This window comes from Mesorhizobium sp. P2_A8, from assembly GCF_056404935.1.
Window position 1 is genome coordinate 1011661 of record NZ_JBFUDB010000001.1, and the last position, 25414, is coordinate 1037074.

Annotated in this window: 21 protein-coding genes; 12 read left to right on the forward strand and 9 right to left on the reverse strand. The window is 63.6% G+C overall.

The annotated features are described in order from the left end of the window. The first annotated feature begins 133 nt into the window (after positions 1 to 133). Both AC1D10_RS04940 and AC1D10_RS04945 read left to right on the forward strand, forming a co-directional pair. Positions 134 to 814, forward strand: coding sequence for an amino acid ABC transporter permease (locus tag AC1D10_RS04940; protein WP_477269217.1), 681 nt, complete (start codon positions 134 to 136; stop codon positions 812 to 814). Continuing rightward, positions 811 to 1584 carry an amino acid ABC transporter ATP-binding protein gene (locus tag AC1D10_RS04945; RefSeq protein WP_477269219.1) on the forward strand — a complete coding sequence of 258 codons (774 nt, stop codon included), beginning with the start codon at positions 811 to 813 and terminating at the stop codon, positions 1582 to 1584. Before AC1D10_RS04940 ends, AC1D10_RS04945 begins: the two co-directional genes overlap by 4 nt. A gap of 85 nt (positions 1585 to 1669) precedes the next feature. Here AC1D10_RS04945 and AC1D10_RS04950 read toward each other — a convergent pair whose 3' ends face one another. From AC1D10_RS04950 to AC1D10_RS04975, 6 genes are all read right to left on the reverse strand, one after another. Further along, positions 1670 to 2251, reverse strand: a complete 582-nt coding sequence (locus AC1D10_RS04950; protein ID WP_006327799.1) for a CarD family transcriptional regulator — start codon at positions 2249 to 2251, stop codon at positions 1670 to 1672. A 370-nt stretch (positions 2252 to 2621) separates the two neighbouring features. Continuing rightward, positions 2622 to 2960 (reverse strand): ferredoxin FdxA, encoded by a 339-nt coding sequence (fdxA, locus tag AC1D10_RS04955; protein ID WP_013529180.1) that lies wholly within the window; start codon positions 2958 to 2960, stop codon positions 2622 to 2624. A gap of 236 nt (positions 2961 to 3196) precedes the next feature. After that, entirely contained in the window at positions 3197 to 3595 is a 399-nt protein-coding gene (locus AC1D10_RS04960) for an RNA-binding S4 domain-containing protein (protein WP_477269222.1), read from the reverse strand. A 15-nt stretch (positions 3596 to 3610) separates the two neighbouring features. Further along, on the reverse strand, positions 3611 to 7012 hold the full coding sequence (locus AC1D10_RS04965) for a helicase-related protein (protein WP_477269224.1): 3402 nt from the start codon (positions 7010 to 7012) through the stop codon (positions 3611 to 3613). Between the two features lie 766 nt (positions 7013 to 7778). Then, positions 7779 to 8504, reverse strand: coding sequence for an acetoacetyl-CoA reductase (gene phbB / locus AC1D10_RS04970; protein ID WP_379095354.1), 726 nt, complete (start codon positions 8502 to 8504; stop codon positions 7779 to 7781). A 195-nt stretch (positions 8505 to 8699) separates the two neighbouring features. Then, positions 8700 to 9878 carry an acetyl-CoA C-acetyltransferase gene (locus tag AC1D10_RS04975; protein WP_477269227.1) on the reverse strand — a complete coding sequence of 393 codons (1179 nt, stop codon included), beginning with the start codon at positions 9876 to 9878 and terminating at the stop codon, positions 8700 to 8702. A gap of 288 nt (positions 9879 to 10166) precedes the next feature. Between AC1D10_RS04975 and phaR the strand changes: the two genes are divergently transcribed. After that, a complete protein-coding gene (phaR, locus tag AC1D10_RS04980) occupies positions 10167 to 10778 on the forward strand; it encodes a polyhydroxyalkanoate synthesis repressor PhaR (protein ID WP_477269229.1) in 612 nt (203 codons plus the stop codon). Between the two features lie 49 nt (positions 10779 to 10827). Here the strand turns inward: phaR and AC1D10_RS04985 are convergent, their stop codons facing one another. Then, a complete protein-coding gene (locus tag AC1D10_RS04985; protein WP_477269854.1) occupies positions 10828 to 11967 on the reverse strand; it encodes a citrate/2-methylcitrate synthase in 1140 nt (379 codons plus the stop codon). A gap of 98 nt (positions 11968 to 12065) precedes the next feature. Here AC1D10_RS04985 and AC1D10_RS04990 point away from each other — a divergent pair, with 98 nt between their 5' ends. The 3 genes from AC1D10_RS04990 (at position 12066) to AC1D10_RS05000 (ending at position 15322) form a co-directional block, all read left to right on the forward strand. After that, on the forward strand, positions 12066 to 13154 hold the full coding sequence (locus tag AC1D10_RS04990) for a citrate synthase/methylcitrate synthase (RefSeq protein WP_477269231.1): 1089 nt from the start codon (positions 12066 to 12068) through the stop codon (positions 13152 to 13154). 202 nt (positions 13155 to 13356) lie between these two features. Then, positions 13357 to 14139, forward strand: a complete 783-nt coding sequence (locus AC1D10_RS04995) for a 3-hydroxybutyrate dehydrogenase (protein ID WP_477269233.1) — start codon at positions 13357 to 13359, stop codon at positions 14137 to 14139. A gap of 49 nt (positions 14140 to 14188) precedes the next feature. Beyond that, positions 14189 to 15322, forward strand: a complete 1134-nt coding sequence (locus tag AC1D10_RS05000; RefSeq protein WP_477269235.1) for a patatin-like phospholipase family protein — start codon at positions 14189 to 14191, stop codon at positions 15320 to 15322. A gap of 24 nt (positions 15323 to 15346) precedes the next feature. Here the strand turns inward: AC1D10_RS05000 and AC1D10_RS05005 are convergent, their stop codons facing one another. Then, on the reverse strand, positions 15347 to 15946 hold the full coding sequence (locus AC1D10_RS05005; RefSeq protein ID WP_477269237.1) for a TetR/AcrR family transcriptional regulator: 600 nt from the start codon (positions 15944 to 15946) through the stop codon (positions 15347 to 15349). A gap of 124 nt (positions 15947 to 16070) precedes the next feature. Here AC1D10_RS05005 and AC1D10_RS05010 point away from each other — a divergent pair, with 124 nt between their 5' ends. From AC1D10_RS05010 to AC1D10_RS05035, 6 genes are all read left to right on the forward strand, one after another. Next, positions 16071 to 16532, forward strand: coding sequence for a (2Fe-2S)-binding protein (locus AC1D10_RS05010; protein ID WP_477269239.1), 462 nt, complete (start codon positions 16071 to 16073; stop codon positions 16530 to 16532). Between the two features lie 2 nt (positions 16533 to 16534). Further along, on the forward strand, positions 16535 to 18808 hold the full coding sequence (locus tag AC1D10_RS05015; protein WP_477269241.1) for a xanthine dehydrogenase family protein molybdopterin-binding subunit: 2274 nt from the start codon (positions 16535 to 16537) through the stop codon (positions 18806 to 18808). Further along, the gene (locus tag AC1D10_RS05020; RefSeq protein WP_477269243.1) at positions 18805 to 19410 is read left to right on the forward strand and encodes a hypothetical protein; all 606 of its coding nucleotides are present in this window, start codon (positions 18805 to 18807) and stop codon (positions 19408 to 19410) included. The genes AC1D10_RS05015 and AC1D10_RS05020 overlap by 4 nt, the downstream gene beginning before the upstream one ends. Positions 19411 to 19567: 157 nt before the next feature. Next, positions 19568 to 20740: an efflux RND transporter periplasmic adaptor subunit gene (locus AC1D10_RS05025; RefSeq protein WP_477269245.1), complete on the forward strand. Its 1173-nt coding sequence runs from the start codon at positions 19568 to 19570 to the stop codon at positions 20738 to 20740. Between the two features lie 80 nt (positions 20741 to 20820). Then, entirely contained in the window at positions 20821 to 23991 is a 3171-nt protein-coding gene (locus tag AC1D10_RS05030) for an efflux RND transporter permease subunit (RefSeq protein ID WP_477269246.1), read from the forward strand. Positions 23992 to 24159: 168 nt separating this feature from the next. Next, the gene (locus AC1D10_RS05035) at positions 24160 to 24318 is read left to right on the forward strand and encodes a DUF3309 family protein (protein WP_477269248.1); all 159 of its coding nucleotides are present in this window, start codon (positions 24160 to 24162) and stop codon (positions 24316 to 24318) included. Positions 24319 to 24400: 82 nt separating this feature from the next. On the opposite strand, the gene AC1D10_RS05040 is transcribed toward AC1D10_RS05035, so the two are convergent. Further along, the gene (locus AC1D10_RS05040; RefSeq protein ID WP_477269250.1) at positions 24401 to 25360 is read right to left on the reverse strand and encodes an NAD-dependent epimerase/dehydratase family protein; all 960 of its coding nucleotides are present in this window, start codon (positions 25358 to 25360) and stop codon (positions 24401 to 24403) included. Positions 25361 to 25414: the final 54 nt, after the last annotated feature.

Genomic DNA, 25414 nt, shown 5'->3' on the forward strand with positions numbered 1-25414 from the left:
TTTGAGTGAGGCCGGTCGCCGGCCCATGCGATATCAAGCGGCGAGCCGTCTTTGACGGTTCGCCGCTTTTGTCGTGATATGCCGACAACATTCGCGCTTTGATGAAGCCGCCTCGACCATTTGGAGGTCTTACGTGCCGCACTGGCTGCAACTGATGCTGGAGTCGCTGCCCTCGCTCTTGTGGGCGGCGCTGATCTTCACAGTGCCGCTGACGCTGCTTTCCTTCGTTCTGGGCTTGACGGTTGGTCTGGGTGCAGCACTTGCCCGCCTGTTCGGGGCGAAGCCGCTGGTCGCGCTTGTGCGCTTCTATGTCTGGATCTTCCGCGGCACGCCGCTGCTGGTGCAGCTGTTCCTGATCTTCTACGGCCTGCCGTCGGTGGGCATCCTGCTTGACGCCTTCACCGCCGCGTTGATCGGCTTCACGCTCAACATCGGTGCCTACACGTCGGAAATCATCCGCGCCGCAATAGGCTCGGTGCCGAAGGGCCAGTGGGAAGCCGCCTATTCGATCGGCATGACCTGGAGCCAGGCGATGCGGCGCACCATCCTGCCGCAGGCTGGGCGGGTCGCGGTGCCGCCGCTCTCCAACACCTTCATCTCGCTGGTCAAGGATACGTCACTGGCCGCAGCGATCACTGTGCCGGAAATGTTCCAGGCGGCGCAGCGCATCGTCGCCACCACCTATGAGCCACTGATCCTCTATGTCGAGGCGGCGATCCTCTATCTGGCGATGAGTTCGGTGCTGTCGGCCTTGCAGACGCGGCTGGAAGGACGACTCAACCGCTATGGCGGCTTCCTGGAGGCGCGCTCATGATCGGCCTCACCAACATCGAAAAGCGTTTTGGCGACAATCTCGTACTGAAGGGCGTGACGGTCGCCATCGCCGAAGGCAGCGTCACTGCGCTCGTCGGCCCATCCGGCGGCGGCAAGAGCACGCTGCTGCGCTGCATCAACCTGTTGGAGATTCCGACCTCCGGTACAGTGCGCATCGGCGACGAGACGCTCGAATTCCGCCCTGGCGGCAAGGTCGCGGCCAGGGATATCCAGCGCTTGCGCCTGCAGACCGGCATGGTGTTCCAGAACTTCCAGCTTTTTCCGCATCGTACCGCGATCGAGAATGTCATGGAGGGGCTGGTGACGGTGCTGAAATGGCCAACGGAGCGGGCACGCGAGCGGGCGCTGGCCCTGCTGGAAAAGGTCGGCATGGCGCACAAGGCCGACGCCTGGCCGGCAACCCTGTCGGGCGGCCAGCAGCAGCGCGTGGCGATCGCCCGGGCGCTTGCGCCGTCGCCGAAGGTGCTGCTCTGCGACGAGCCGACGTCAGCGCTCGATCCGGAACTGGCGCAAGAGGTGGTCGACGTCCTCGGGAAGCTGGCCAGCGAAGGGACGACCATGGTGATGGCGACGCATGATCTGCGCCTCGCCTCCAAGATCGCCCAGGAAGTGGTGTTCCTCGATGCCGGCGTCATCGTCGAGAAAGGGCCGGCCGGCGTGCTGTTCGGCAATCCGGAGCACCAGCGGACCAGGCGTTTCATCGCAACGCTGAAGCAGGAGGCGGAAAAGGAAAGTGGAGGTGACGCGTAGGCGCGGGTATCCCCCAACGTCATCTTCCCGAGAAACAAAAACCCGGCGCGAGGCCGGGTTTTTCATGACTTCAAAGGCGAAGAACTCAGGCAGCTTCTTCCTGCTCGGCTTCCTCATTGTCGGCCTTGGCGCCGCGCTTGGGGCCCTTGTTGAGATTGACCTCGATCAGGCGCACGGCTTCGGTCTCCGACATGCGGTTGACGGCCGCGATCTCGCGGGCCATGCGGTCGAGCGCCGCCTCGTAGAGCTGGCGTTCGGAATAGGACTGCTCCGGCTGGTTGTCAGCGCGGTAGAGGTCGCGCACCACTTCCGAGATCGAGATCAGGTCGCCGGAATTGATCTTCGCATCATATTCCTGGGCGCGGCGCGACCACATGGTGCGCTTGACGCGGGCGCGGCCCTGCACGACCTTCAGCGCGCGCTCGACATAATCCTCCTCCGACAGCTTGCGCATGCCGATGGAGGTCGCCTTGGCGACCGGCACCTTCAGGCGCATCTTGTCCTTCTGGAAGTCGATGACGAACAGTTCCAGCTTGTGCCCAGCTACTTCCTGCTCGTCGATCGAGACGATCTGGCCGACGCCATGCGCCGGATAGACGATGTACTCGCCAGTCTTGAAACCGTGACGCGCAGCGGTGGACTTCTTCTGCGGGGTGATCGTTGCCATTACGCCCTGGACTCCTTGTTGTGGTACCGGCGTCCTGCCGGCCCGAACTCGCGCGATCGGGGAAACCGATCGTTAGCCGCACAACAGATGAACCCATCGGAAAAAGCCGGGACCGGCCAACCGCAATAGTGCGACCGCCTGGCCCAGATCGCTCTGGTCCGGAATGGGATTTTCACCTTTCAGTGATTTGGGGCGTCTGCGCCATAAATCGACGTTGTGTCACCGGCATGTTTGGCTGATGTAACACAAAAAGTCGGAAGAATCAAGGTTTTGCTGCGGAAGCGAAGGCCACAGCTTAGCGCCGCCTGTCAAGGCGGTTCATGCGACGGGCCTCTTACCTAGCGTAATACCGGCCTTTGCGGCCGTGTTGTCAATCGCCTTCGCCGGGCTCGGCGGAGAAGTACTTCTCGAACTTGCCGGCCTCGCCGTCGAAGGATTTGGCGTCGGCCGGAGGTTCCTTCTTGGCGGTGATGTTGGGCCATTTCTCGGCGTATTCGGTGTTGACCTGCAGCCATTTGTCGAGGCCGGGCTCGGTGTCGGGCTTGATTGCGTCGGCCGGACATTCCGGCTCGCAGACGCCGCAGTCGATGCACTCGTCGGGATGGATGACGAGCATGTTCTCGCCTTCGTAGAAACAGTCGACCGGACAGACTTCGATGCAGTCCATGTATTTGCATTTGATGCAATTGTCGGTCACGACATAGGTCATCGGTCGGCTCCGCGAAGTCCCATTTTTGTTGGGCTTTTTCCGTGAGGTAACGCCTTTGTCCGCCGCATGCAAGGGCAGCCTTTGCGGGTGCTGCCGGCGTTCCGGAAATGGAATTCCAGACGGCAGGTCCAGCGGAAGCCTGTCACGTCCTGCAGAGTACGTTGTTTGCCGGGTTCAGCCTTTGTTTTGTGCGTGTCGTTGCCGCAAAATCACCGCGCACATTTGGGTGACCTAGGTCAGTCCTCGCCGAGCAAGCGGTCGGTCTGGCGGCGTTCCTTCTTGGTCGGGCGGCCGCTGCCGGCCTCGCGCAACGCTGGAATTGCATCAGGCGGGGCTTCGCCCTTCGGCGCGGGCGGCGGCGAGATATCCTCATACAGCGTGCGGGCTTCTTCGGCAGGGCCGCGCCGCACACCGGGGTTCAGCACCTTCCAGACGAAGATGCGCCGCTCAAGGGTAATGGTCAGCACGTCGCCAGGCTTGACCATGTCGGAGGCCTGCGCTGCTTTGTCGCGATTGATGCGCACGCGGCCGGCGACCACCAGTTTCGCCGCCAGCGAGCGCGATTTCACGGCGCGGGAGAAGAACAGCCACTTGTCGATGCGCTGGCGGTCTCGGGCAGCCGTGGGGGCAACCATCGCAGCGAGCCGGGCCTACTTCTTCAGCTGGTCGCGCAATGCGGCGAGCTTGGCGAAGGGCGAGTCCGGATCGTAGCGCACCGGGCGCTCCTCACGCGGCTTCGGCTGGAAGGCGGGCTTTGCGCCGCCCTTGGCCCGATCGGGGCCGCCCCCCTTGCCATCTGGCCTGCCACCCTTCCAATCAGGCCGGCCATCGCGGCGGTCGGGACGCTCGCCTTGCGGCCGGCCCTCACGCCTCGGTTCGCCTTCGGCCTGTGGCTTGGGCTTGAACTTCGAGCGATCGAAGCGCGGCTTGCCGGCCCCGTCGCGCCGTCCCTCGTGGGCCGGACGTTCTCCCGGCGTGGCCGCCGTCTGCGCGCCAGCGGCATCGGCCGGTGCATCGCTTCGGCCGCGAGCGGCCGGTCCGTTGCGTGGGCGATTGTTGCGGCCGTCGCGGTTGCGCGGGCGCTGCTCGAAACGGCCCTGACGCCACAACAGGATGGGTTTTGGCGCCTCGGCTTCAGGAGCGGCCTCGCCGGCGGCCGCTTCGGCCACGACAGCAGGCTGCTCTGGTGCCGCTTCCGTCGCGGGCGCGGCTTCGGAAATTGGCTCTGCAGAGGCGACCGCGACAGGCTCGGCTTCCGCCTCTGGCTCCGGAGCCAGCACGGGTTCGGCAGGCACTCCGGCGATGGCCTCCGGTGCGGCCTCTTCCGTGGCTTCTGCTGGAACTCCGGTTTGTTCTTCCGCGACAGGCTCGGCTGGCGCTTCGGTGGTGGATTCTTCAGGAATTTCAGCGACAGCTTCAGCAACGGCAGCCGGCTCCGACGCTTCGACCGCTGCCGCCGTGGCTGCGTCCGTTGCCTCGGCTTCAGCTGCCTTGGCCTGCTCTGCTCGTGCCGCCTCTTCAGCCGCCAGCTTCGCAGCCGCCGCTTCGCGCGCGGCATTGTCCTGCGCTTCGAGCCGCGCCTTGACCTCGACCGCCGGCTTCGGCTCGGCACGGTAGCCGAGACCTTTCAGGATCTCTTCCATGTCGTCGGCGGTGGCGCCAAGGATCGACATCATCGGCGGCGTCACCATGAAGGACTGGCCGTCATAGGCGCCATCCGGCCGTTGGCCGAGGCCAGGCTTCCAGTTGGTCGCCGGACGGATCAGATCCGCCAGCCGCTCCAGAATGTCGATGCGCACGGCGCGGCGGCCGAGATTGCGGTAGCCAGCAAGCTTGTAGAAGCTCTTGTCGAAGGTCGGATCGATGACCACTGAGGTGCGGCCAGAGGCGAGCGCATGGACCACGTCGCCAAAGCCGGGCTTGTCCTTGCCGTCGTTCTTCAGCGCCCACAGCAAGGTCACCAATCCGGCGGGCGCAGGCTTGATCAGCGCCGGCACGAAGACATGGTAGGCGCCGAAGCGCACACCGAGCCGGCGAAGCGCGGCGCGGCCTTCCTGGTCGAGCGACTTCATCTCCTCGGCGATGTCGCGACGGTTGATGAGGCCGAAATTCTCGACCAGCTGGAAGGCGATGCCGCGGCCGATGCCGGCAATCTGGTCGGCGTTTTTCAGGTCGACAAGCGGCTTCAGCAGCAACTCGATCTGGAAATTGACGAAACGTTCGGCACGCGCCGCGACCTTGTCGCGCGCCGGGCCGGTCAGTTGTTCGTCGGCCAGCAGCACCAGGCGTGGCTTCAGCGCGTCTTCGCCAGCGACCAGCGTGCCGATCGGGGCGCCGATCCAGCGCAGCGTGCCGTCCGAGCCGAGCGCGATGTCGCCATTAGCGCAGGCGCCGAAGCGTTCGGCACGCGCCTCGAATTCGGCTGCCAGCGCCTTCTGGGCGGCGGTGCGCACGGCCTTGGCGTCTTCGCCGCCGGCGGTCTGGTCAGCGGTGAAGCGGAACCCTTGCAACTCGCCGACATGATGGCCTTCGACAAGGACGGTTCCGGTGGGACTAATTTCGGCTTCAGGCATGGTATTTTCTCTAAGGCGCCGCATGAGGACGGAAGTCCTGCGGTCTACGAAGCGTTTCGTCAACCGCTCATGCAGCGCATCCGACAATCTGTCTTCGATTTCGCGCGTCTTTTCCTGCCAGTGTGCCTGATCGGCCAGCCAGCCGGGCCGGTTAGACACGAATGTCCAGGTGCGGATCTGGGCAATGCGATGCGAGAGCGTGTCGATGTCGCCCTCGGTGGTGTCGGCACGGCGCACCTGCTCGGCCATGTAGTTTTCGTCGACATGGCCGTGCCGGGCGAGGTCGGTATAGATCGAAGCAATGAGGTCGGCATGCTGGGCCGGCGCGATCTTGCGGTAGTCGGGCAAGGCACAGGCTTCCCACAGCAGCGCAACGCGTTTGGCATCGGTGGCAAGTGCGCGGATGTCCTCGTCGCGCGACAGGTGCTCGAGTGCCTGCGCATCGACGGCAGGCAATGCCCGCGTCAGCCCCTCGACCGGGGCGTTGGTCTCGATCGAGCGCTTCAGCGCGTCGAGGCTGGCGAAATCGAAATGCGCGGTGCGCCACTGCAGCACCTTCACCGGATCGAAGTCATGCCCTTCGATCTTCTTGATCAGCTCTTCGTCCAGCGGGTCGACCTGGCCAGTGACACCAAAGGTGCCGTCGCGCAGATGCCGGCCGGCGCGGCCGGCGATCTGGCCGAGCTCGGCCGCCGTCAGGTTGCGGTACTGATAGCCATCGAACTTGCGGTTCTGGGCGAAGGCGACGTGATCGAGATCGAGATTGAGCCCCATGCCGATGGCGTCGGTGGCAATGAGATAGTCGACATCGCCGGCCTGGAACAGCGCCACCTGCGCGTTGCGGGTGCGCGGCGAGAGCGCGCCGAGCACGACGGCGGCACCACCCTGCTGACGGCGGATCAGCTCGGCGATGGCATAGACCTCGTCGGCGGAGAAGGCGACAATCGCCGTGCGCCGCGGCAGCCGCGTCAGCTTCTTGGAACCGGCATAGGCAAGATGCGACAGCCTTGGCCGCGTCACCACCGAAACACCCTTCAGCAGGCGCTGCAAGATGCCGTGCATGGTGGCCGCACCAAGCAGCAGCGTTTCCTGGCGGCCGCGCAGGTGCAGGATGCGGTCGGTGAAGATGTGGCCGCGCTCGAGGTCGCCGGCAAGCTGCACCTCGTCGATGGCGACGAAGGCGGCATCGGTCTCGCGCGGCATGGCCTCGACGGTGCAGACCGAATATTTGGCGCCGGCCGGCTGGATCTTTTCCTCGCCGGTGATGAGCGCCACCTTGTGCGCGCCGACCTTCTCGCAGACGCGGCTATACACCTCGCGCGCGAGCAGCCTGAGCGGCAGGCCGATGATACCGCTGTCGTGCGCCACCATGCGCTCGATGGCGAGATGGGTCTTGCCGGTGTTGGTCGGCCCAAGCACGGCGGTCACGTCGCGGCCCGACAGGATCAGCGGCTCGGTGTGTTTCGGCTGAATGTTCATCGACCTGGAAATAAGGCTTTCTGGCCTCTCGTTGTCGGGAGCGTGCCTTAAGTGGCGCGCATGACAGGCGACACATAAGGATTTCGAGCGCGAAGCGAAAGCGGAATGTTCCACCGGCGGCTCGAAGTCGACTGTGTCACGCTCCAGATCGGTTGCGGATTAACAGTTGGAACGAGTCTGGAACGAATAGGCGACGAATCAGTGACTCGACCAGATTCAGCTTTTGTTCACGGCTACATGTGGATTTTTCGACCCCGAGTCTCACCACATGCTGAATCATTGAACTGGCCCGTTTCATGCAGGGCGAGCTTTGTCGTTAACCTTTGCCGGCGAACAACTATAGCCGCTTGGTGCGCCTCACCCAAGGTTATGAAATTGTTGATCTTTCCTAATCCGTGTTAAGGTTTTGGCAGGCGATTCCGGCTGCCATCGTTAACGTTCCGCTCAAAGCCGGAACGAATCGGCGACGAATCAGCGATGCCCGAATATTCCCGTTTCGTTCACCCCAATATCTTGTGTTGTGAACAGCTTGTCCACCGAGAATCCACAGGTTGTGATGGGTGTATCGCACAGGCCAGCCGACGGCTGTTAACCTCTGCGCGCCGGATTATGGCAGGGACCGGCCGGGCGCGTCGAAAGTACAAAGCCGCCAACGAAAAACGGACCGGTTTCCCGGCCCGTCGATCTTGCTGCCCAGAGCGACGCGTCTCTTTTATCTTGACGCAATTCCGGACGGAAACCGCTCCACACTTTTCCTGGAATTGCCTCAGGCGAAATATTGACCGCCATTGGCCGTGATGGTCGAGCCGGTGATGAAGCCGGCATCTTCTGACGCGAGGAAGACGACGCAGCGCGCGATCTCTTCCGGTTCGCCGAGGCGACCGACGGGAATCTGCGGGATGATGCGCTCGTTGAGCACCTTCTCGTCGATCGCCTTGACCATTTCGGTGGCGATGTAGCCGGGGCAGATGACGTTGACGGTGATGCCGGCGCGGGCTCCTTCCTGGGCAAGGGCCTTCGAAAAGCCGATGTCGCCGGCCTTGGCGGCGGAATAGTTGACCTGTCCGGCCTGGCCCTTCTGGCCGTTGATCGAGGAGATGGTGATGACGCGGCCGAACTTGCGGTCGCGCATGCCGCTCCACAGCGGATGCGTCATGTTGAAGACGCCCGACAAATTGGTGTCGATGACCTCTTTCCACTGCTCGCGCGTGATCTTGTGGAACATGGCGTCGCGGGTGATGCCGGCATTGTTGACCAACACCGAGACCGGACCGAGGTCGGCCTCGACCTGCTTGATGCCGGCGGCGCAGCCATCGTAGTCGGCGACCGACCATTTGTAGACAGGAATGCCGGTCTCGGCCTTGAATTTCGCCGCAGCGTCGTCATTGCCGGCGTAATTGGCGGCAACCGAATAGCCGGCGGTCTTCAATGCGATCGAGATCGCCGCACCGATGCCGCGCGATCCGCCCGTGACGATTGCTACCTTGCTCATGCGTTTCCCCTTTTTGGTATCTTGGTATCGCCCTGTTGTCGGGCTTGGCAGGCACTGGATACTGACCGCTAAAGCGCGTCGCGCTGAAATAAATTCAGGCGACGCACTTTGGCTGTTTGTTTTTATGCATGTCGTCTTCCCAAAACCGCTGCACACTTTTGGGTGTGCATTCGCGCCGCCGGTCAGTGATATCGTTTAGAGCGCTTCCACGCACATGGCGACGCCCATACCGCCACCAATGCAGAGCGTGGCGAGGCCTTTTTTGGCGCCACGGCGGCGCATCTCGAAGACCAGCGTGTTGAAAACGCGAGCGCCGGACGCACCGATCGGGTGGCCGATGGCGATGGCGCCGCCATTGACGTTGACGATCGAGGGATCCCAGCCCATGTCCTTGTTGACGGCGCAGGCCTGCGCGGCAAAGGCCTCATTGGCCTCGACCAGGTCGAGATCGCCGACCGACCAGCCGGCCTTTTCCAGTGCCTTGCGCGAGGCGGGGATCGGGCCGGTGCCCATAATCTGCGGATCGACGCCGGCGGTTGCCCAGGACACGATGCGCGCCAGCGGGGTGATGCCGCGCCTCACGGCTTCCGCTTCGCTCATCAGCAGCGCACCAGCGGCGCCGTCGTTGATGCCGGAGGCGTTGGCAGCGGTCACGGTGCCGTCCTTGTCGAAGGCCGGCTTCAGCTTGGTCATGGCGTCGATCGTGGCGCCGTGGCGGATGTACTCATCCTGGTCGACAATTGTGTCGCCCTTCTTGCCCTTGATGGTGACGGCGACGATCTCGTCCTTGAATTTGCCGGCCTTTTGTGCGGCCTCCGCCTTGTTCTGCGAGGCGAGTGCGAACTGATCCTGATCGTCGCGGGTGATCTGGAACTGGCGAGCTACGTTTTCGGCGGTGTTGCCCATGTGGTAGCCGTTGAAGGCATCCCACAGTCCATCCTTGATCATGGTGTCGATCAGCTTGAAGTCGCCCATCTTGACGCCAGCGCGCAGGTGCTGGGCATGCGCCGAAAGCGACATCGATTCCTGGCCGCCGGCGATGATCACCTTGGCATCGCCGGAGGTGATCTGCTGCATGCCGAGTGCAATGGCGCGCAGGCCCGAGCCGCACACCTGATTGAGGCCCCAGGCGGTGGTTTCCTTCGGCAGGCCGGCATTGATCGATGCCTGGCGGGCCGGGTTCTGACCCTGAGCGGCGGTCAGCACCTGACCGAGGATCACCTCGTCGACCTCGCCCGGTTCGACACCGGCACGCGACAGCAATTCCTTGATGACAACGGCCCCGAGTTCATGCGCCGGCGTGGCGGCGAAGGCCCCGTTGAAGGAGCCGACCGGCGTGCGCGCGGCACTGGCAATGACGATGGAAGCGGACATTTTCTTCTCCAGACTTCAAGGGTGTTGTTCTGTCGTTGAGGACTTTTCTTGCCCTTTCCAGAACCCAAGTCAAACCGGAAATGGGCATGGCGCCCATGCGCGGCAAGCAGGTCGCGCCTTGCGACGGCGGTTGCTGCGCAGCATTATTTTGCCCGCTATGCAGCATTTAGTGATCCCGCACTGCACAAACTGCTTGGAATTATGAGGCTTTTGCGCATATCCTCAAAAAAGGCACAATCGTTACCGGCGGCTTACTCTGGGCGCGCCGGTGTCCCCGGGAGGATGCAGATGGCCGCGAAAGACGATCCGATCATCATCAAGAAATACGCCAATCGCCGCCTCTACAACACCGGCACCAGCACCTATGTGACGCTCGAGGACCTCGCCGAGATGGTCAAGAAGGGCGAGGAGTTCACCGTTCAGGACGCCAAGACCGGCGACGACATCACGCATCCGGTGCTGACGCAGATCATCTTCGAGCTGGAGAACAAGGATGGGCAGAACATGCTGCCGATCCCGTTCCTGCGCCAGCTGATCGCCTATTATGGCGACCAGATGCAGATGATCGTGCCGAGCTTCCTCGAACAGTCGATGCTCGCCTTCTCCAAGGAGCAGGAACGTTTTCGCGAGCAGATGAAGGGGGCGATCGGCAAGTCGCCGCTGGACATGATGAAGATCGCCACGCCGATCAAGGCGCTGGAGGAGCAGACACGCCGCAACATGGAAATGTTCCAGAATGCGATGCGGCTGTTCACGCCGTTCCCACCGGCCGGTTCCGGCCCGTCCGCTGCGCCGACGCCCGAGCCGGCCAGGAAGGAAACGCCGGAAAAGCCTGACGACCTTCAGGAACTGAAGGACCAGATCGCCGCCATGCAGCGCAAGCTCGACACGATGTCGTGAGCGTTTCGGAGCGAAGATCCGGTAGCTCGCGCACAGTGCTGTCGCGACGCTACGGCAGCACTCCTTCATAGCGACCGCGCGGCCTGATGATACTTCCGCTCGTTATCTGTTCGACCGTGTGGGCGGCCCAGCCGACGCTGCGTGCGAGCGCGAACAGGCGGAACGGTGCATCGCGCGGCAAGCCGAGGCTGCGCGTCAGCACGACCATGGCGAAGTCGATGTTCGGGCGTGCGCCGGTCGCGGCAAAGGCCGCATCGCGCATCGATTGCGAGAGATCATCGATCTCGATCGCGCTCAGCAATGCCGCTGCCCGCGGATCGCCGTCGGGATAAAGCGGGTGACCAAACCCCGGCAGCGGCCGGTCATGGGCAAGCCAGCGCCGGATCGCCGCATCGGCGCCGTGCCGCGCCGCATCCTCGGCCAGTTGCATCACCGCTTCACCGGCGCCGCCATGACGTGGCCCCGATAGCGTCGCCAGGCCCGCGAGAAGACATGCCGCCAGCGACGCCCCGGTCGAGGCCGCGACGCGGGCGGCGAAAGTCGATGCGTTCAGTTCGTGGTCGGCGAGCAGGACAAGCGCGCGGCGGATCGCGTCCGCTCCCGTCGCATCCACCGACCAGTCCTGCGCCAGCCGTTGATGGACTGGATCCGACCCCGCCGATGCACCCAGGGCGCCGGCCAGCATGCCGACAGCGTGCGCGGCATCGGCATGCAGCGAGGTGGTGCTGCGCCCGAGCGATGGGCGCCCCTGGCCGGCAAGCACGGCAAGGCGTGCAAAGGCCGAGGCTCGGCCGGCTTGATGGGGCGCATCTGGCGACGGTGCTGTGAAAACCACCGGTCCAGACAGAGCCCACAGCACTGCAGCAGTTTCTTCCAGTGTGGCACTCGCTGAAAGCGCTGCGGCGTCCTGGCCCCGATAGACAAGACGACCGTGAAAGACGGTCGAGATCGAGGTGACGAGCGACGGTTCACCCCAGGCGATGGCACTTTCGGCGATGGCCGCCGGGCTCCGTCCGCGCGCCCGGCGGGTGGCCAATGCGGCAATGTCGTCGGCGCGATACTGGCTTCGGCGTGGGTCGGTCCGGTCTGGCCGCATGCCGATGCGGCCACGGCTGACATAGGCGTAGAGCGTCTGCGGCCGCACCCTGAGCCTTTCCAGCGCCTCTTCCCGTGACAACCATTCCGACAGGACCTCGATCCTCCTACATATTGATTCTATTGATCAAGATTGATGAGCATATTGACTAGCCTTATCTCCGATCCGGGAACGGTTCAAGGAGACAGGCTATGGCGAATGGGCTCGATGACGTGGTGGCGGCGGAAACCGTCCTCTCCGACGTGGACGGTCTTGGCGGCCATCTGACGATCCGGGGTCATTCGCTGCCGGAACTGGCCGGGCGCTGGCGTTACGCGCAGGTGGTTCGCCTGCTGCTCGACGGCTTTTTCGATGATCTTCCCGACGACGCCGAATTGGCGCGAGCGCTGGGCCAGGCGCGTGCGGAAGTGTTCGAGCGGCTCTTGCCCTCACTGCCCTTGCCGGCATCGCTCGATGTCTACAGCGCCATGCGCGCTGGGATTGCGCTGCTGCCGGACGGCGAAACGTGGACGGACGCCTTACTGCTCATCGCGGGGCCGGCTGTGCTGACGCCGGCCTTGCTGCGCCTGCAACACGGCGAGAAGCCAATCGCACCGGACAGCCGGGCCGACCATGCCGCCGACATGTTGAGGATGCTCAACGGCAGTGCTGCCTCGCCGGCGCTGGCGAAGGCGCTGGACACCTATCTGGTGACCGTCTGCGACCATGGCCTCAATGCCTCGACCTTCGCTACCCGCGTGGTCGCGTCGACGCAGGCCGGCCTGACATCGTCCGTGCTGGCCGGGCTCGGCGCACTCAAGGGGCCTTTGCATGGCGGTGCGCCCGGCCCGGTCATCGAGATGCTGGATGCGATTGAGGCGCATGGCGATGCCGCCGGCTGGCTGCGCGACGAGGTCGCGCATGGCGAGCGCATCATGGGGTTCGGTCACCGGATCTACCGCGTACGCGATCCGCGCGCCGACGTGCTGAAGGCGGTGGTGCGGCAACTCGGCAGCCAAGGCGAAACCGGTCGCCGACTGGCTTTTGCGGAGACAGTGGAGCAAGCCGCGCTCGACGTGCTGCGGATCGCCAAGCCGTCGCGCTCGCTGCAGACCAATGTCGAGTTCTACACCGCGCTGCTGCTCGAGGCGGCGGGCTTTCCGAAGGAGGCATTCAGCAACGTCTTCGCCGCCGGGCGTGTCGCCGGGTGGATCGCCCATGCCCGCGAGCAGCAGACGACCGGACGGCTGATCCGGCCGCAGTCGCGCTATGTCGGGCCGGTGCCGGACCTCGTCGCCTGAAGCTTCGCTTTTGCAGAGCGGGGCGGCCCGCCGAAGGACGGAGCGATCCGGCCGATGTGCTTCCGGCGAGGGGCTGCGCGGTCGCTCATGACAAAAAGTTCATCTCGCTGCATAAATCCCGCCGCTGTTATTGCGTCGCATTGAGCATATATGCTGCACTGCAACATAAGCTCACTCTTGCCGCAACCAGAGGACTCCACCCTTGGCCGCCAGAAAAACCGCAGTTATCACCGGCTCCACATCGGGCATTGGCCTGGCCATCGCTCACGCCCTGGCGGCTGAAGGCCACGCTATCGTCGTCAACTCCTTCTCCGATACGGCCGCCGACCACGCCATCGCCGATGCGATCGCCAGGCAGCACGGCGTGAAGACCGCCTACATCAAGGCCGACATGTCCAAGCCGGGCCAATGCCGGGCGCTTGTCGCCGAGGCGGCCGAGACATTCGGATCGGTCGATATTCTCGTCAACAATGCCGGCATCCAGCATGTCGCACCTGTTGAAGACTTCCCGATCGAGAAGTGGGACGCCATCATTGCCATCAACCTTTCATCGGCATTCCACACCATTGCAACCGCGATCCCGCTGATGAAAAAGGCCGGGGGCGGCCGGATCGTCAACATCGCCTCGGCGCATGGCCTGGTCGCGTCGCCGTTCAAATCGGCCTATGTCTCGGCCAAGCACGGCATCATGGGATTGACCAAGACGGTTGCGCTCGAGTTGGCGCGTGAAAAGATCACCTGCAACGCCATCTGCCCCGGCTATGTGCTGACGCCGCTGGTCGAGGCGCAGATCCCCGACCAGATGAAAACCCACAAGATGGACCGCGAGACAGTCATCCGCGAGGTCATGCTGGACAAGCAGCCGACCAAGGAATTCGTCACGGTCGAGCAGATCGCGGCAGCGGCGGTGTTCCTGTGTTCCGACGCGGCGGCGCAGGTCAACGGCACGCATCTCTCGATCGACGGCGGATGGACCGCGGCGTGAGGGGCGAAATTTTCTCACCCACCCAAAGGGACAGATCAAGGACGACGCCATGACGAAAAACGGCAAGGCGGAGGAGACGAAGAAGATCAACATCGCGCTTCAGGGTGGCGGCTCGCACGGCGCCTTTTCCTGGGGCGTGCTCGACCGGTTGCTGGAGGACGGCAGGCTGGAGATCGCGGCGGTGTCCGGCACCAGCGCCGGTGCCATGAACGCGGTGGCGCTGGCCGACGGCTTCGTGCGCGGCGGGGTCGACGGCGCGCGGCAGAAGCTCGACGATTTCTGGCGTGCGGTGGCGGCAAAGGGCCGGTTCAGCCCGGTGCAGCGCATGCCGTGGGATGTCGCCTGGGGCAACTGGTCGATCGAGAACACGCCGGGCTATTTCTTCTTCGACACCATGTCGCGGGTGTTTTCGCCCTATGTCGCCAACCCGCTCGGCCTCAACCCGCTGCGTGACGTGGTGCAGCAGGAGATCAATTTCACCAATGTGCGCGCCTGCAAGTCGATGGAACTGTTCATTTCGGCAACCAATGTCGAAACCGGACAGTTGCGTGTCTTTTCCGATGGCGAGATCGATCTCGACACGGTGATGGCCTCGGCCTGCCTGCCGCAATTGTTCCGCGCCGTCGAGATCAAGGGCGTTCTTCCCTATTGGGACGGCGGCTATGGCGGCAACCCGGCGCTTTATCCGTTCTTCAAGACGGCGGCGACCGAGGATGTGCTTCTGGTGCAGATCAATCCGGTGGTGCGGGAGGGAACGCCGAGGAGCGCCAACGAGATCCAGAACCGCATCGACGAGATCACCTTCAACGCCGGTCTGTTGCGCGAATTCCGCTCGATCGCCTTCGTCAAGGAACTGATCGCCGCCGGCCGTCTGCCGCATGGCGAATACCGTGACATCCGCATGCACCGCATCGATGCCGACGAGGCGTTCAAGGACCTGTCGGCGTCATCGAAGGTCAATGCCGAATGGGCGTTCCTGACCTATCTGCGCGATCTCGGCCGCACCGCCGCCAGCGACTGGCTGGAAGAGAACTACGATGCCGTCGGCAAGCGGCCGACGCTCGATCTCTCCGGCGAACTAGATGACGGCTTCAAGCCGGTGCGTGGTCCCGCACCCGGCCGGCGGGTCAAGGAATTCCTTGCGGCGCGCAAGAAGCCCGAGGCGGAACGCCGCCGGGCTTGACCGAAATCTCGACACTGCTCGGCTTCATCCAGCTTTCAAGGTCAGACCGATCACGTTGACCAGGGCAGCGGCCGCCTGCCGCTGCACCTCGGGATCGCTGATCCGCGCCTTCATGCCTTCCAGCCCGTCCAGCAGCATGTCGGCAAGCAATTGCGTCGACAGGCCCTTGGCCGCTAGATCGACGCCGTTCCTGGTTGCCTCGTCCTGAATCGCGACAGCGATATGTTCGACCAGACCGCCGCGCCAGCAGCCGACCAGATCGCCAAGGCTCGATTTCATGTCCACCAATTCGGCGCCGTGCGGCGAGGCAACGACCGCGCTCATCATCGAGATGAATGCCTCGTCGATGGCTCGCATCATGCGTTCGGCGAAAGCGCCGTCGCCGGCCAGCGCCATTTTTGCCGCTGCGACCGAGCGCGACAGCACCATCATGGCGATGGCGCGGAAAATGTCGGTCTTGTTCTTGAACAGGAGATAGAGCGCCGGGCGTGACATGTCTGCGGCGCGGGCGATGTCGTCCATGGTGGTGCGGGAGAAGCCATAGGCCAGGAACACCTTCATCGCGCCATCCAGGATACGGACGCGTTTGGGGTCGGTGGCGGCGATGTCTTCGGTCTGATTCATGGAGCAACATTATCCTGCAAAATCTCAATTGACAAAATGACGTAATTTGTCAACCTGTTTGAAGGCGAAATGACCGGTTGGCCATTTCGCCTCGGGCTGTGGACGACAACAAAAGGGTATCCCCATGCGCCTCACCGTCGATGGGCAGTCATTCGACATCAACGCCGATCCGCAGATGCCGCTGCTATGGGCGCTGCGCGATCTCATTGGCAAGACCGGACCGAAATTTGGCTGTGGCATCGCCGCCTGCGGCGCCTGCACCGTGCATGTCGACGGCCAGCCGGTGCGCTCCTGTTCGCTCCCGGTCGGCGAGGTCAGCGGCGCCATCACCACCATCGAAGGCATCGCCACGGCGGACAAGCTGCATCCGGTGCAGCAGGCATGGCTGGAGGAACAGGTGGCGCAATGCGGCTATTGCCAGGCCGGCCAGATCATGAGCGCGGTGGCACTGCTCGACCAGGTCGCCGACCCGAGCGACGCCGACATCGACAACGCCATGGGCGGCAATCTCTGCCGCTGCGGCACCTATCCGAAGATCCGCTCGGCCATCAAGAAGGCTGCAGCGCTCAAGACGGCGGGGCTCTGAGCATGGCCAGTGTCGGAAAGATCGCCCGCCGCACGTTTCTGATCGGCGCGGCCGCCGTCGCGGGCGGCGTTGCCGTCGGCTACTACTATTATCGAAGACCGTTTCCGAACCCGCTCGAGGCCGATCTCGGCGAGGGTGAGGCGACCTTCAACCCCTATGTGAAGATCGGCGCCGACAACACCATCACCATCGTCGCGCCGCGCGCCGAGATGGGGCAGGGCATCTCGACCACGCTGGCCGTCATGGTCGCCGAAGAACTCGATGTCGGTCTCGACCAGGTCAAGGTCGAGCATGGCCCGGCGTCCTATGCCTATTACAACGCAGCGATCCTGGAAGAGGGCGGTCCGTTCGCCTTCTTCGACGAGAGCATGACGGCGCAGGCGGTGCGCTCAGGTCTCGGCGTGGTCGGCAAGCTGCTTGCTCTCCAGGCCACCGGCGGCTCGGCTTCGGCGCGCGACGGCTTCGACAAGATGCGCCAGGCGGGCGCCACAGCGCGGCAGTTGCTGATCGCGGCGGCGGCGCAGAAATTCGGCGTTGCCGCCGCCGATCTGGAAACGGCCAATGGCTCGATTGTCCACAAGGCGTCTGGCAAGTCGCTGACATATGGCGCGGTCGCCGCGGCCGCCGCCGCGATGGCGCCGCCGGCCGAAGTCAGGCTCAAGGACAGAGCCGACTGGAAATTGCTGGGAAAGCCGCAGAAGCGCATCGACATGCTGGCCAAGGTTACCGGCGCGCCGATCTTCGGCATCGATGTCAGGCTGCCGGACATGCTTTACGGCACGGTCAAGATGAGCCCTCGCTTCTGGTCGAAGCCGACCAAGGCGAACCTCGCAAAAGCCGAAAAGATGCCTGGCGTAATCAAGATCGTGCCGCTCGAGACGAATTACGGCCACGGCTTCGGCATCATTGCCGAGAACACCTGGGCCGCGTTCAAGGCGGCCGACGCCATCGACGCCCAGTGGGCGGATCCCGAATATCCGCTCAGCAGCGCCGCCATATCAGACGTGCTGAAACAGGCGCTTGGCACCAAGGGCTCGGCGATGCGCGACAATGGCGATGTCGACACCGCCTTCGCCGACGCGCCGCGCGAAAGGATCGTCGAGGCAGACTATGCGGTGCCCTATCTGGCGCATGCAACGATGGAGCCGATGAACGCCACGGCGCGGTTCAGCGATGGTGCCCTCGACATCTGGTGCGGCAACCAGGCGCCGACCCTGGTGCGGCAGCTCTGCGCCAACGTGGTCGGCATCGAACAGGACAAGGTCACCGTCCACACCACCTTCATGGGTGGCGGTTTCGGCCGCCGCGTCGAGATGGATTACGCGCTGTGCGCCGCGCTGATGGCGAAGGAGACAGGCGGGCGTCCGGTCAAGGTGACCTGGACGCGTGAAGAAGACATGCGCCACGACGCCTACCGGCCGGCGGCGGTCGGCAAGTTCCAGGCGCTGCTCGGCGAAGACGGCATGCCGGTCGCCGTCGACATGAAAATCGCCTCGCCATCCATGATAGCCAGTACCTTGCGCCGGCTGTTCCCATCGATATCGCCGCTTGGGCCCGACAAAAGCATCGTCGACGGTGCCTATGACCAGCCCTACACCATCCCGAACTATCGGGTCAGCGGTGTCGCCGCTCCTGTCTCGATTCCCGTCGGCTCCTGGCGATCGGTCGGCAGTTCGATCAACGGCTTCTTCCACGAAGGGTTCATGGACGAGATCGCCGCTGCCGGGAAAGTCGATCCGGTCGAGATGCGCAAGACGCTGATGGCCGCCTATCCTTCCGCCGTGAAGGTGGTGGAGAAGGTCGCCGCGATGGCGAAATGGGGCGAGGTGCTACCCGCCGGCACCGCCAAGGGCATGGCCTTCACGCTGTCCTTCGGCAGTTGGGTCGGCGAGATCGTCCAGGTGGCTGACACGCCGGCCGGCATCCGCATCGAGAAGGTGTGGATCGCCGCCGATGTCGGCACCGCGCTCGATCCGGGCATCATCGAGGCGCAGCTGATTTCCGCCGCCATCTACGGTCTTTCGGCGGCAATGGGACAGGAAATCACCTTCGCCGACGGCATGGTCGAACAGTCGAACTTCCACGATTTCGACGCCATGCGGATCTTCCAGTGCCCGGTCTTCGAAGTCGCCATCCTGGAAAATTTCCACAAGATGGGCGGCGTCGGCGAGGTCGGTACACCACCGGCGGCACCGGCGCTGGCCAACGCCATGTTCGCACTCACCGGCAAGCGCATCCGCACGCTGCCACTGTCGAAGACGGTGGCCTTCGCATGAAGAGGCTCCTCATCATGCTGACGCCTGCTGCCATGCTCGTCCTTGCGACGCCGTTCGCAGTTGCACAAGACAGTCTGGCGCCGGCGCCGGCGCCAGTCGACGCAGCGAAAGGCTTGTCCGAATGGGACAAGATTTATGCGGTGTTCTCGCATCCTCGCTGCGCCGACTGTCATGTCGCGGACGACCGGCCGCGATGGTCCGGCGTGCATTATGGCGGCACGCGCATTCACGCCTTCAACGTCCAGCGCGGTGCTGACGGATCGGGCTTCGGCAATCCGGTCCTGCGCTGTACCACTTGCCATTTCTCCAGCAATTCCAATGGATTGCACGGGCCGCCCGGAGCCGAAAACTGGCGTCTGGCGCCGGCCGAGATGGCCTGGTTCGGCAAATCCTCAGCCGAAATCTGCGCTCAGATCAAGGATCCGGCGCGCAATGGCGGTCGCAGTTTGGAGGATATCGCGCTGCATGTTCGCGACGACAGGCTGGTCGGCTGGGGCTGGACGCCCGGGTCGGATCGTGAGCCGGCTCCGGGCTCGGCCGAAGCAACCTTCCAAACGATCGAAAACTGGATGGCGGTGGGTTCACCTTGCCCGGTACCGTAATGGTCTTGCAACTTTAAGGCTATATTGCGGTGCAACTTTGATGTAGAAACGCGCTTCGCCGATCACGGCAAATTGAACACGGCCTGGCGCGCACCCATATCGGCGACGCGCCCGCGTTATGAGGACGCTGGCCGAATCCGCAGTGGAAAAAACGACGATGAGAATCAGGTTTCACAAGCTTGCAGCCGTTGTTGTGCTCATTGGTTTCGCGGCCTGGATGGCGACAGGTGAGTTTTCGTCGGTCGGCAGCGTCGCCGCCAACAAGGCCAAGGCAGCCGAAGTCGAGCAGGCCAAGGCGCCGAACGCGAACAAGCCCAAGGCGGCGGAAGCCGAGCCGAAAGCACCGCTGCGCACCGTCGCGGTGGTGACGCCGCCGCGCAAGACCTATGCGCGCGCCATCCGCATTTCGGGACTGACCGAAGCCGATAAACGAGCGGTGCTGGGCGCGCGCGTTGCCGGTGTTATCGACAAGCTGCCGGTCAGCCAGGGCCAGCACGTCAAGACCGGCGATCTGGTAATGATGCTTGCCGCGGAAGAAAAGATCTCGATGGTCGACAACGCCAAGCAATTGGTTGTGCAGCGCCAGGCCGAGTTGGAAGCAGCTCTGCGACTGATGAAAACAGGCAATTTGCCGAAGCTGCAGCTCGATACCGCGCGCTCGAACCTGACCTCGGCGCAGTCGCTGCTGAAAACGGCACAGGCCTTGCTCGACCGCAATGAGGTGAGGGCGCCTTTCGACGGCGTCATCGACCGGGTGCCGGTGGAACTTGGCAGTTCCATCATGGAGGGCGGCGAGGTGGCAACCATCCTCAAGCTTGATCCGGTCATTGCCCGCGGCGAAGTCAGCGAGCGCGACCTGCGCTACCTCAAGCTCGGCGACAAGGCCAATGTCCGTCTGGTCAGCGGCCAGACGGTTGAAGGCACCGTGCGCTACATCAGCCGCGACGCTTCGTCGGCGACGCGCACCTTCCGCGTCGAGGTGGCAATCCCCAATGCCGATGGCTCCGTGCCGGCCGGCATGACGGCGGAAATCGCGCTCAACGCGCAACCGACCGACGCTGTCTTGCTGCCGCGCTCGGTGGTGACGCTCGGCGACAAGGGCGACCTCGGCATCCGTACCGTCGGCAAGGACAACAAGGTGGCGTTCTTTCCGATCGACCTCGTCGACGACACGCCGACCGGCCTCGTGCTCGGCGGCATCCCGGCCGATGCGCGCATCATCGTTGCCGGTCAGGAACTGGTGAAGGAAGGCGATGTGGTCAATGCGGTCGAGGCGGACCAGGCGACCATCCAGAAGTTGCTGGGCGAGGCGCCTGCCGGCACGCAGTAGCAACAGTCGCGACAGACTAGCCCTGGGCGGGGACAATCGGCTGCGGCGCAGCTCGTGAAATTCAAGAACAGGCGTTAGCCATGGATATCGTCAAACTTGCGATCAACAATGCCCGCCTGACCATCTCGGTCCTGGTCTTCCTTCTGCTGGCCGGCTGGGTCGCCTATCAGTCAACGCCGAAGGAAGCGGAACCCGACGTTCCGATTCCGATGATGTATGTCAGCCTGATCTATCAGGGCATTTCGCCCGAGGATTCGGAGCGTCTTCTGCTGCGGCCGATGGAAAGCAAGCTGAAGAGCCTGAAGGGCCTCAAGGAAATGCGCTCGGCCGCCTTCCAGGGTGGCGGCTATGTCCTGGTCGAGTTCCAGCCGCAGACCAATCTGGCGACGGCGCTGCAGGACACGCGCAGCAAGGTGCAGGACGGCAAGGCCGACCTGCCGCAGGCGGCCGAGGAGCCTGTTGTCACCGAGGTCAACATCTCCGAATTCCCCGTCCTCGTCGTCACCCTGTCGGGAGAGTTGCCCGAACGGGTGTTGACCGCTGCGGCGCGCGAACTGCGGGACCGGATCGAGGAAGTGCCCGGCGTTCTCGAGGGCTCGTTGCAGGGCGCGCGAGACGATCTCGTCGAAGTCGTCATCGACCCGATGAAACTGTCTTCCTATGGGCTGCAGCTCGATCAGCTGATCGGTGCGGTCGGCGCGTCCAACAGCCTGGTCGCCGCCGGCAACATCGAGGGCTCGGAAGGCAAATACGCGGTCAAGGTGCCGTCGCTGATCGAGACGCCCGAGGATGTCGCGGCTCTGCCGGTGGTCGCCGGTCCCAATGCCGTGGTGCAGGCCAAGGACATCGCGACGATCCGCTCGACCTTCGCCGATGCCGAGACCATCACCCGCCTCAACGGCAAGCCGGCGATCGCCATCGAAGTCAAGAAGCGTATCGGTGCCAATCTGATCGATACGCTCACCAAGGTGCGGGCCGTATCGGATGCGTACGTGAAGACGATGCCGGAAGGCATGAATGTCACCTACACGCAGGACAAGTCTGTCTTCGTCAACCAGTTGCTCGGCGATCTGCAGAACCACGTCATGATCGCCGTGATCCTGGTGTTCATCGTCATTCTCTATGCGCTGTCCGGCCGCGCCTCGCTGCTCATTGGTCTGGCCATTCCATCGTCGTTCCTGATCGGCATCCTTCTGCTGGCGATGATGGGCTACACGATCAACATGATCGTGCTGTTCAGCCTTATCCTGGCCGTCGGCATGCTGGTCGACGACGCCATCATCGTCACCGAGTTCGCCGAGCGACGGATGAGCGAGGGCATGCCCAAGGCGGAAGCCTTTGCACTTGCCGCCAAGCGCATGGCCGGTCCGGTCATCGCAGCGACCATGACGCGCATCGCCGCCTTCTCGCCGCTGCTGTTCTGGCCGGGCATCATCGGCGACTTCATGAAGTACATGCCGATCACTCTGATCGTCACGTTGTCGGCCTCGATGCTCTATGCTCTGGTGTTCGCTCCGACGCTGGGCGCGATCTTCGCCAAGGCGCCGCAGCACCATGAGGATGACAATCGCGACGGCTGGTACATGGCCATCGTCAAGCAGGCGGTGCGGTTCCCGATCACCGTGGTCTTGCTGACTGTTGCGCTGCTGTTCGGTGTCGGCTTTGCCTATTCGAAATACGGTGCTGGTGTCGAGTTCTTCCCAAGCGTCGAGCCCGACTATGGCCTGCTCTACGTGCACGCCCGCGGCAATCTTTCGCTGACCGAAATGGACACCGCGACGAAGATTGCCGAGAACCGGCTGCTCGGCTGGCCGGGCATCAAATCGGTCTATACCCGCGTCGGCAAGACGCAAGGCGGCGGCCAGGATGTCCCCGAGGACGTTGTCGGCGTCATCCAGTATGAATTCATCGACTGGCGCGAGCGCAAATCGGCGAACCAGATCCTGGACGAGTTGCGTGGCGTCATGGCCGGCATTCCCGGCGTCGATGTCGAGGTGCGCGTGCCCGAAGCCGGTCCGCCGACCGGCAAGCCGATCCAGATCAGGCTTTCGGCAATTGACCCCAAGGGGCTCGACGACAAGGCGCGCGCCGTCGCGGCTCGCATTGGCAAGGTGCCCGGCGTCATCGATATTTCCGATGGTCTGCCGCCGCCTGGCGTTGACTGGGCGCTCGAGGTTGACCGCGCCAAGGCGGCGCAGTACGGCATCAGCCCGACTTCGGTCGGCACCGTGGTGCAGCTGGTGACCAACGGGCTGAAGCTCAGCGAATACCGACCGGCAGGCGCTGACGACGCCGTCGATATAAGGCTGCGTCTGCCTGAAGATCGGCGAACGCTGTCGTCGCTCGACGAGCTTAGAGTGCAGACCGCACAAGGCTCGGTGCCGATCTCGAATTTCGTCGTGCGCAAGCCGGAGCCGACTGTCGGTATTCTCAACCGCATCGACGGCGCCCGCACGGTGGTCGTCCAGGCCAACGTGGCCGCCGGCACGCAGGTTGCAGCCGTACAGGCTGAGGTCACCAAGGCCGTCGCTGATATGGATCTTGGCAGTGGCATACGCTGGAAGCTGGCCGGCTCCAACGAGGATAGCGCCGAGGCCAGCGCCTTCCTTGGCAAGGCCTTCGGGGCGGCGATCTTCCTGATCTTCCTCGTGCTTCTGATGCAGTTCAACAAATTCACCAGCGTGCTGATGGTGCTGTCCTGTGTGGTCATGGCGACGATCGGTGTGTTCCTGGGGCTGCTGTTGACGGGAGAGGCATTCGGCATCGTCATGTCGGGCATCGGCGTCATCGCGTTGGCCGGTGTGGTGGTGAACAACAACATCGTGCTGATCGACACCTATGACCGGCTGCGCGAAGAAGGCTGGGACAAGATGGAAGCGGTGTTGCAGACCTGCAGGGAACGCGCCCGCCCGGTGGTGCTGACGGCGGTGTCGGCGATTCTCGGCGTGCTGCCGATCGCCTTCGGCCTCGGTCTTGAAATCTTCCATCACGAGACAACGATCAACGCGCCGTCGACGCAATGGTGGATTTCTCTGTCGTCGGCGATCGTCTTCGGCCTGTCCTTCGCCACCCTGCTGACGCTGGTGGTGACGCCGTCGATGCTGATGATCTTCACGCGCAGCAAGAACAGCCGCTTCTACGCGTTTTTCCGTCGGATATTCCGGCGCGGCAAGGGAAAGGTTTCAACCGGCACGCCGGGCCTGGATGTGGGTGACGAGCCGGCCATCGCTTTTCCAAAGGCGGCCGAATAAACCTGTCTGCGAACCACTGACAAAAGGGCCGCCCGGAACAACCGGGCGGCCTTTTGCATTGTCCCCCAAGGGCAATGCGACGAGTTGTCCCCGGAGCAATGCAAAAGCATTGTCTCGTAGCAACGCCAAAGCGTTGTGTCGTAGCAAACGTCGAAGCGCGGGGTTCCCATGCCGATCACCACCATTATCATCATCGTCCTGATCCTTGTCCTCATCGGCGCGGTGCCGACATGGCCGCATTCGCGCTCCTGGGGTTATGGGCCGTCGGGCATTGTTGGCGTGGTGCTGGTGGTGCTTCTGCTGTTGCTGTTGATGGGGCGGCTCTAAGCCGCCTTTTCAGTCGTAGAGAGGCTTTTCAGTGTGAAGAGATGGGGCGGGGCATGCGATGGCCGCGCACGCGCCGTCCATATCAGGCAGCCTTCGCAACGCCCTTCATGGTGGTGATGCCGATGTCCTCGAGAGCCTCGGCGATCGCCTGATCCAGCGGCGTGTGCGGGATCGCATCGATGATGCCTTCCAGCCTTGCCGAGGCCAGCTGATGCGGCTCGAAGCGCAGGTAGGACATCGAGACGATCTCACGCCACATCGCCACGAACGGGCTGCCGGCGCGCAGCACCCACCAGGCCATCAAGGTCATCTTGAGCGGGCGTCCAAGCGCCGTCTCTGCCGCTGCCTTGATCTCCCGGTCGGTGACGGCATGGCCCGGGAAGTTCAACGCTTCGTAGGAGCCGAGCTTGTCCAGGTTTTGCGCCAGTCCAACGAAAGCCTTGGCCAGATCCGGGAGGTAGGCCCATTCATGCACCAGATCGACCGGGCCGGGCGCGGTGTAGATGCCCTTGTTCATCTTGGCGGCGACGACCAGATCGAACCATGAGCCGCTGCCGGAACCGCCGAAGAAGTCACCGGCCCGCAGGAGAATGGTGCGGACGAGGCCCGCGTCGGCCTCGCGGCGAAACAGGTCTTCCATGGCGACGCGGATGCGGCCCTTCTCGGTCGTCGGGTGGAATGGGGTGTCTTCGGTGATCACTGCTGGTATCGGCGAGCCGAAATTGTAGACGTTGCCCGGAGCAAGGTGCAAAGCGCCGTTCGCCCGGCAGGCGGCCATGACGTTCTCGGCCATCGGCAAGCACTTGACCCATTCGGTGTAGATCGGGTTGAGGCCGTTGAAGATGATGTCGACACCTTCCGTGGCACGGATAAGCGCTTCGCGGTCGAGCCCGTCACCGGCAACGGCCGTGGCGCCGTTGAGTTCGGCCGGTACCTTGCCGCTGCGGGTGACGGCGCGGACATCATAGCCGGCGTCGATGAAGGCCCTGGCGACCACGCGGCCGAGCCGGCCATTGGCACCGAGAATTGCGATCTTGGTCATTTTTCGTCTCCGTGTTGATGTTTGCAGTCCGAATATGGTCCCCTCGCATGCGAA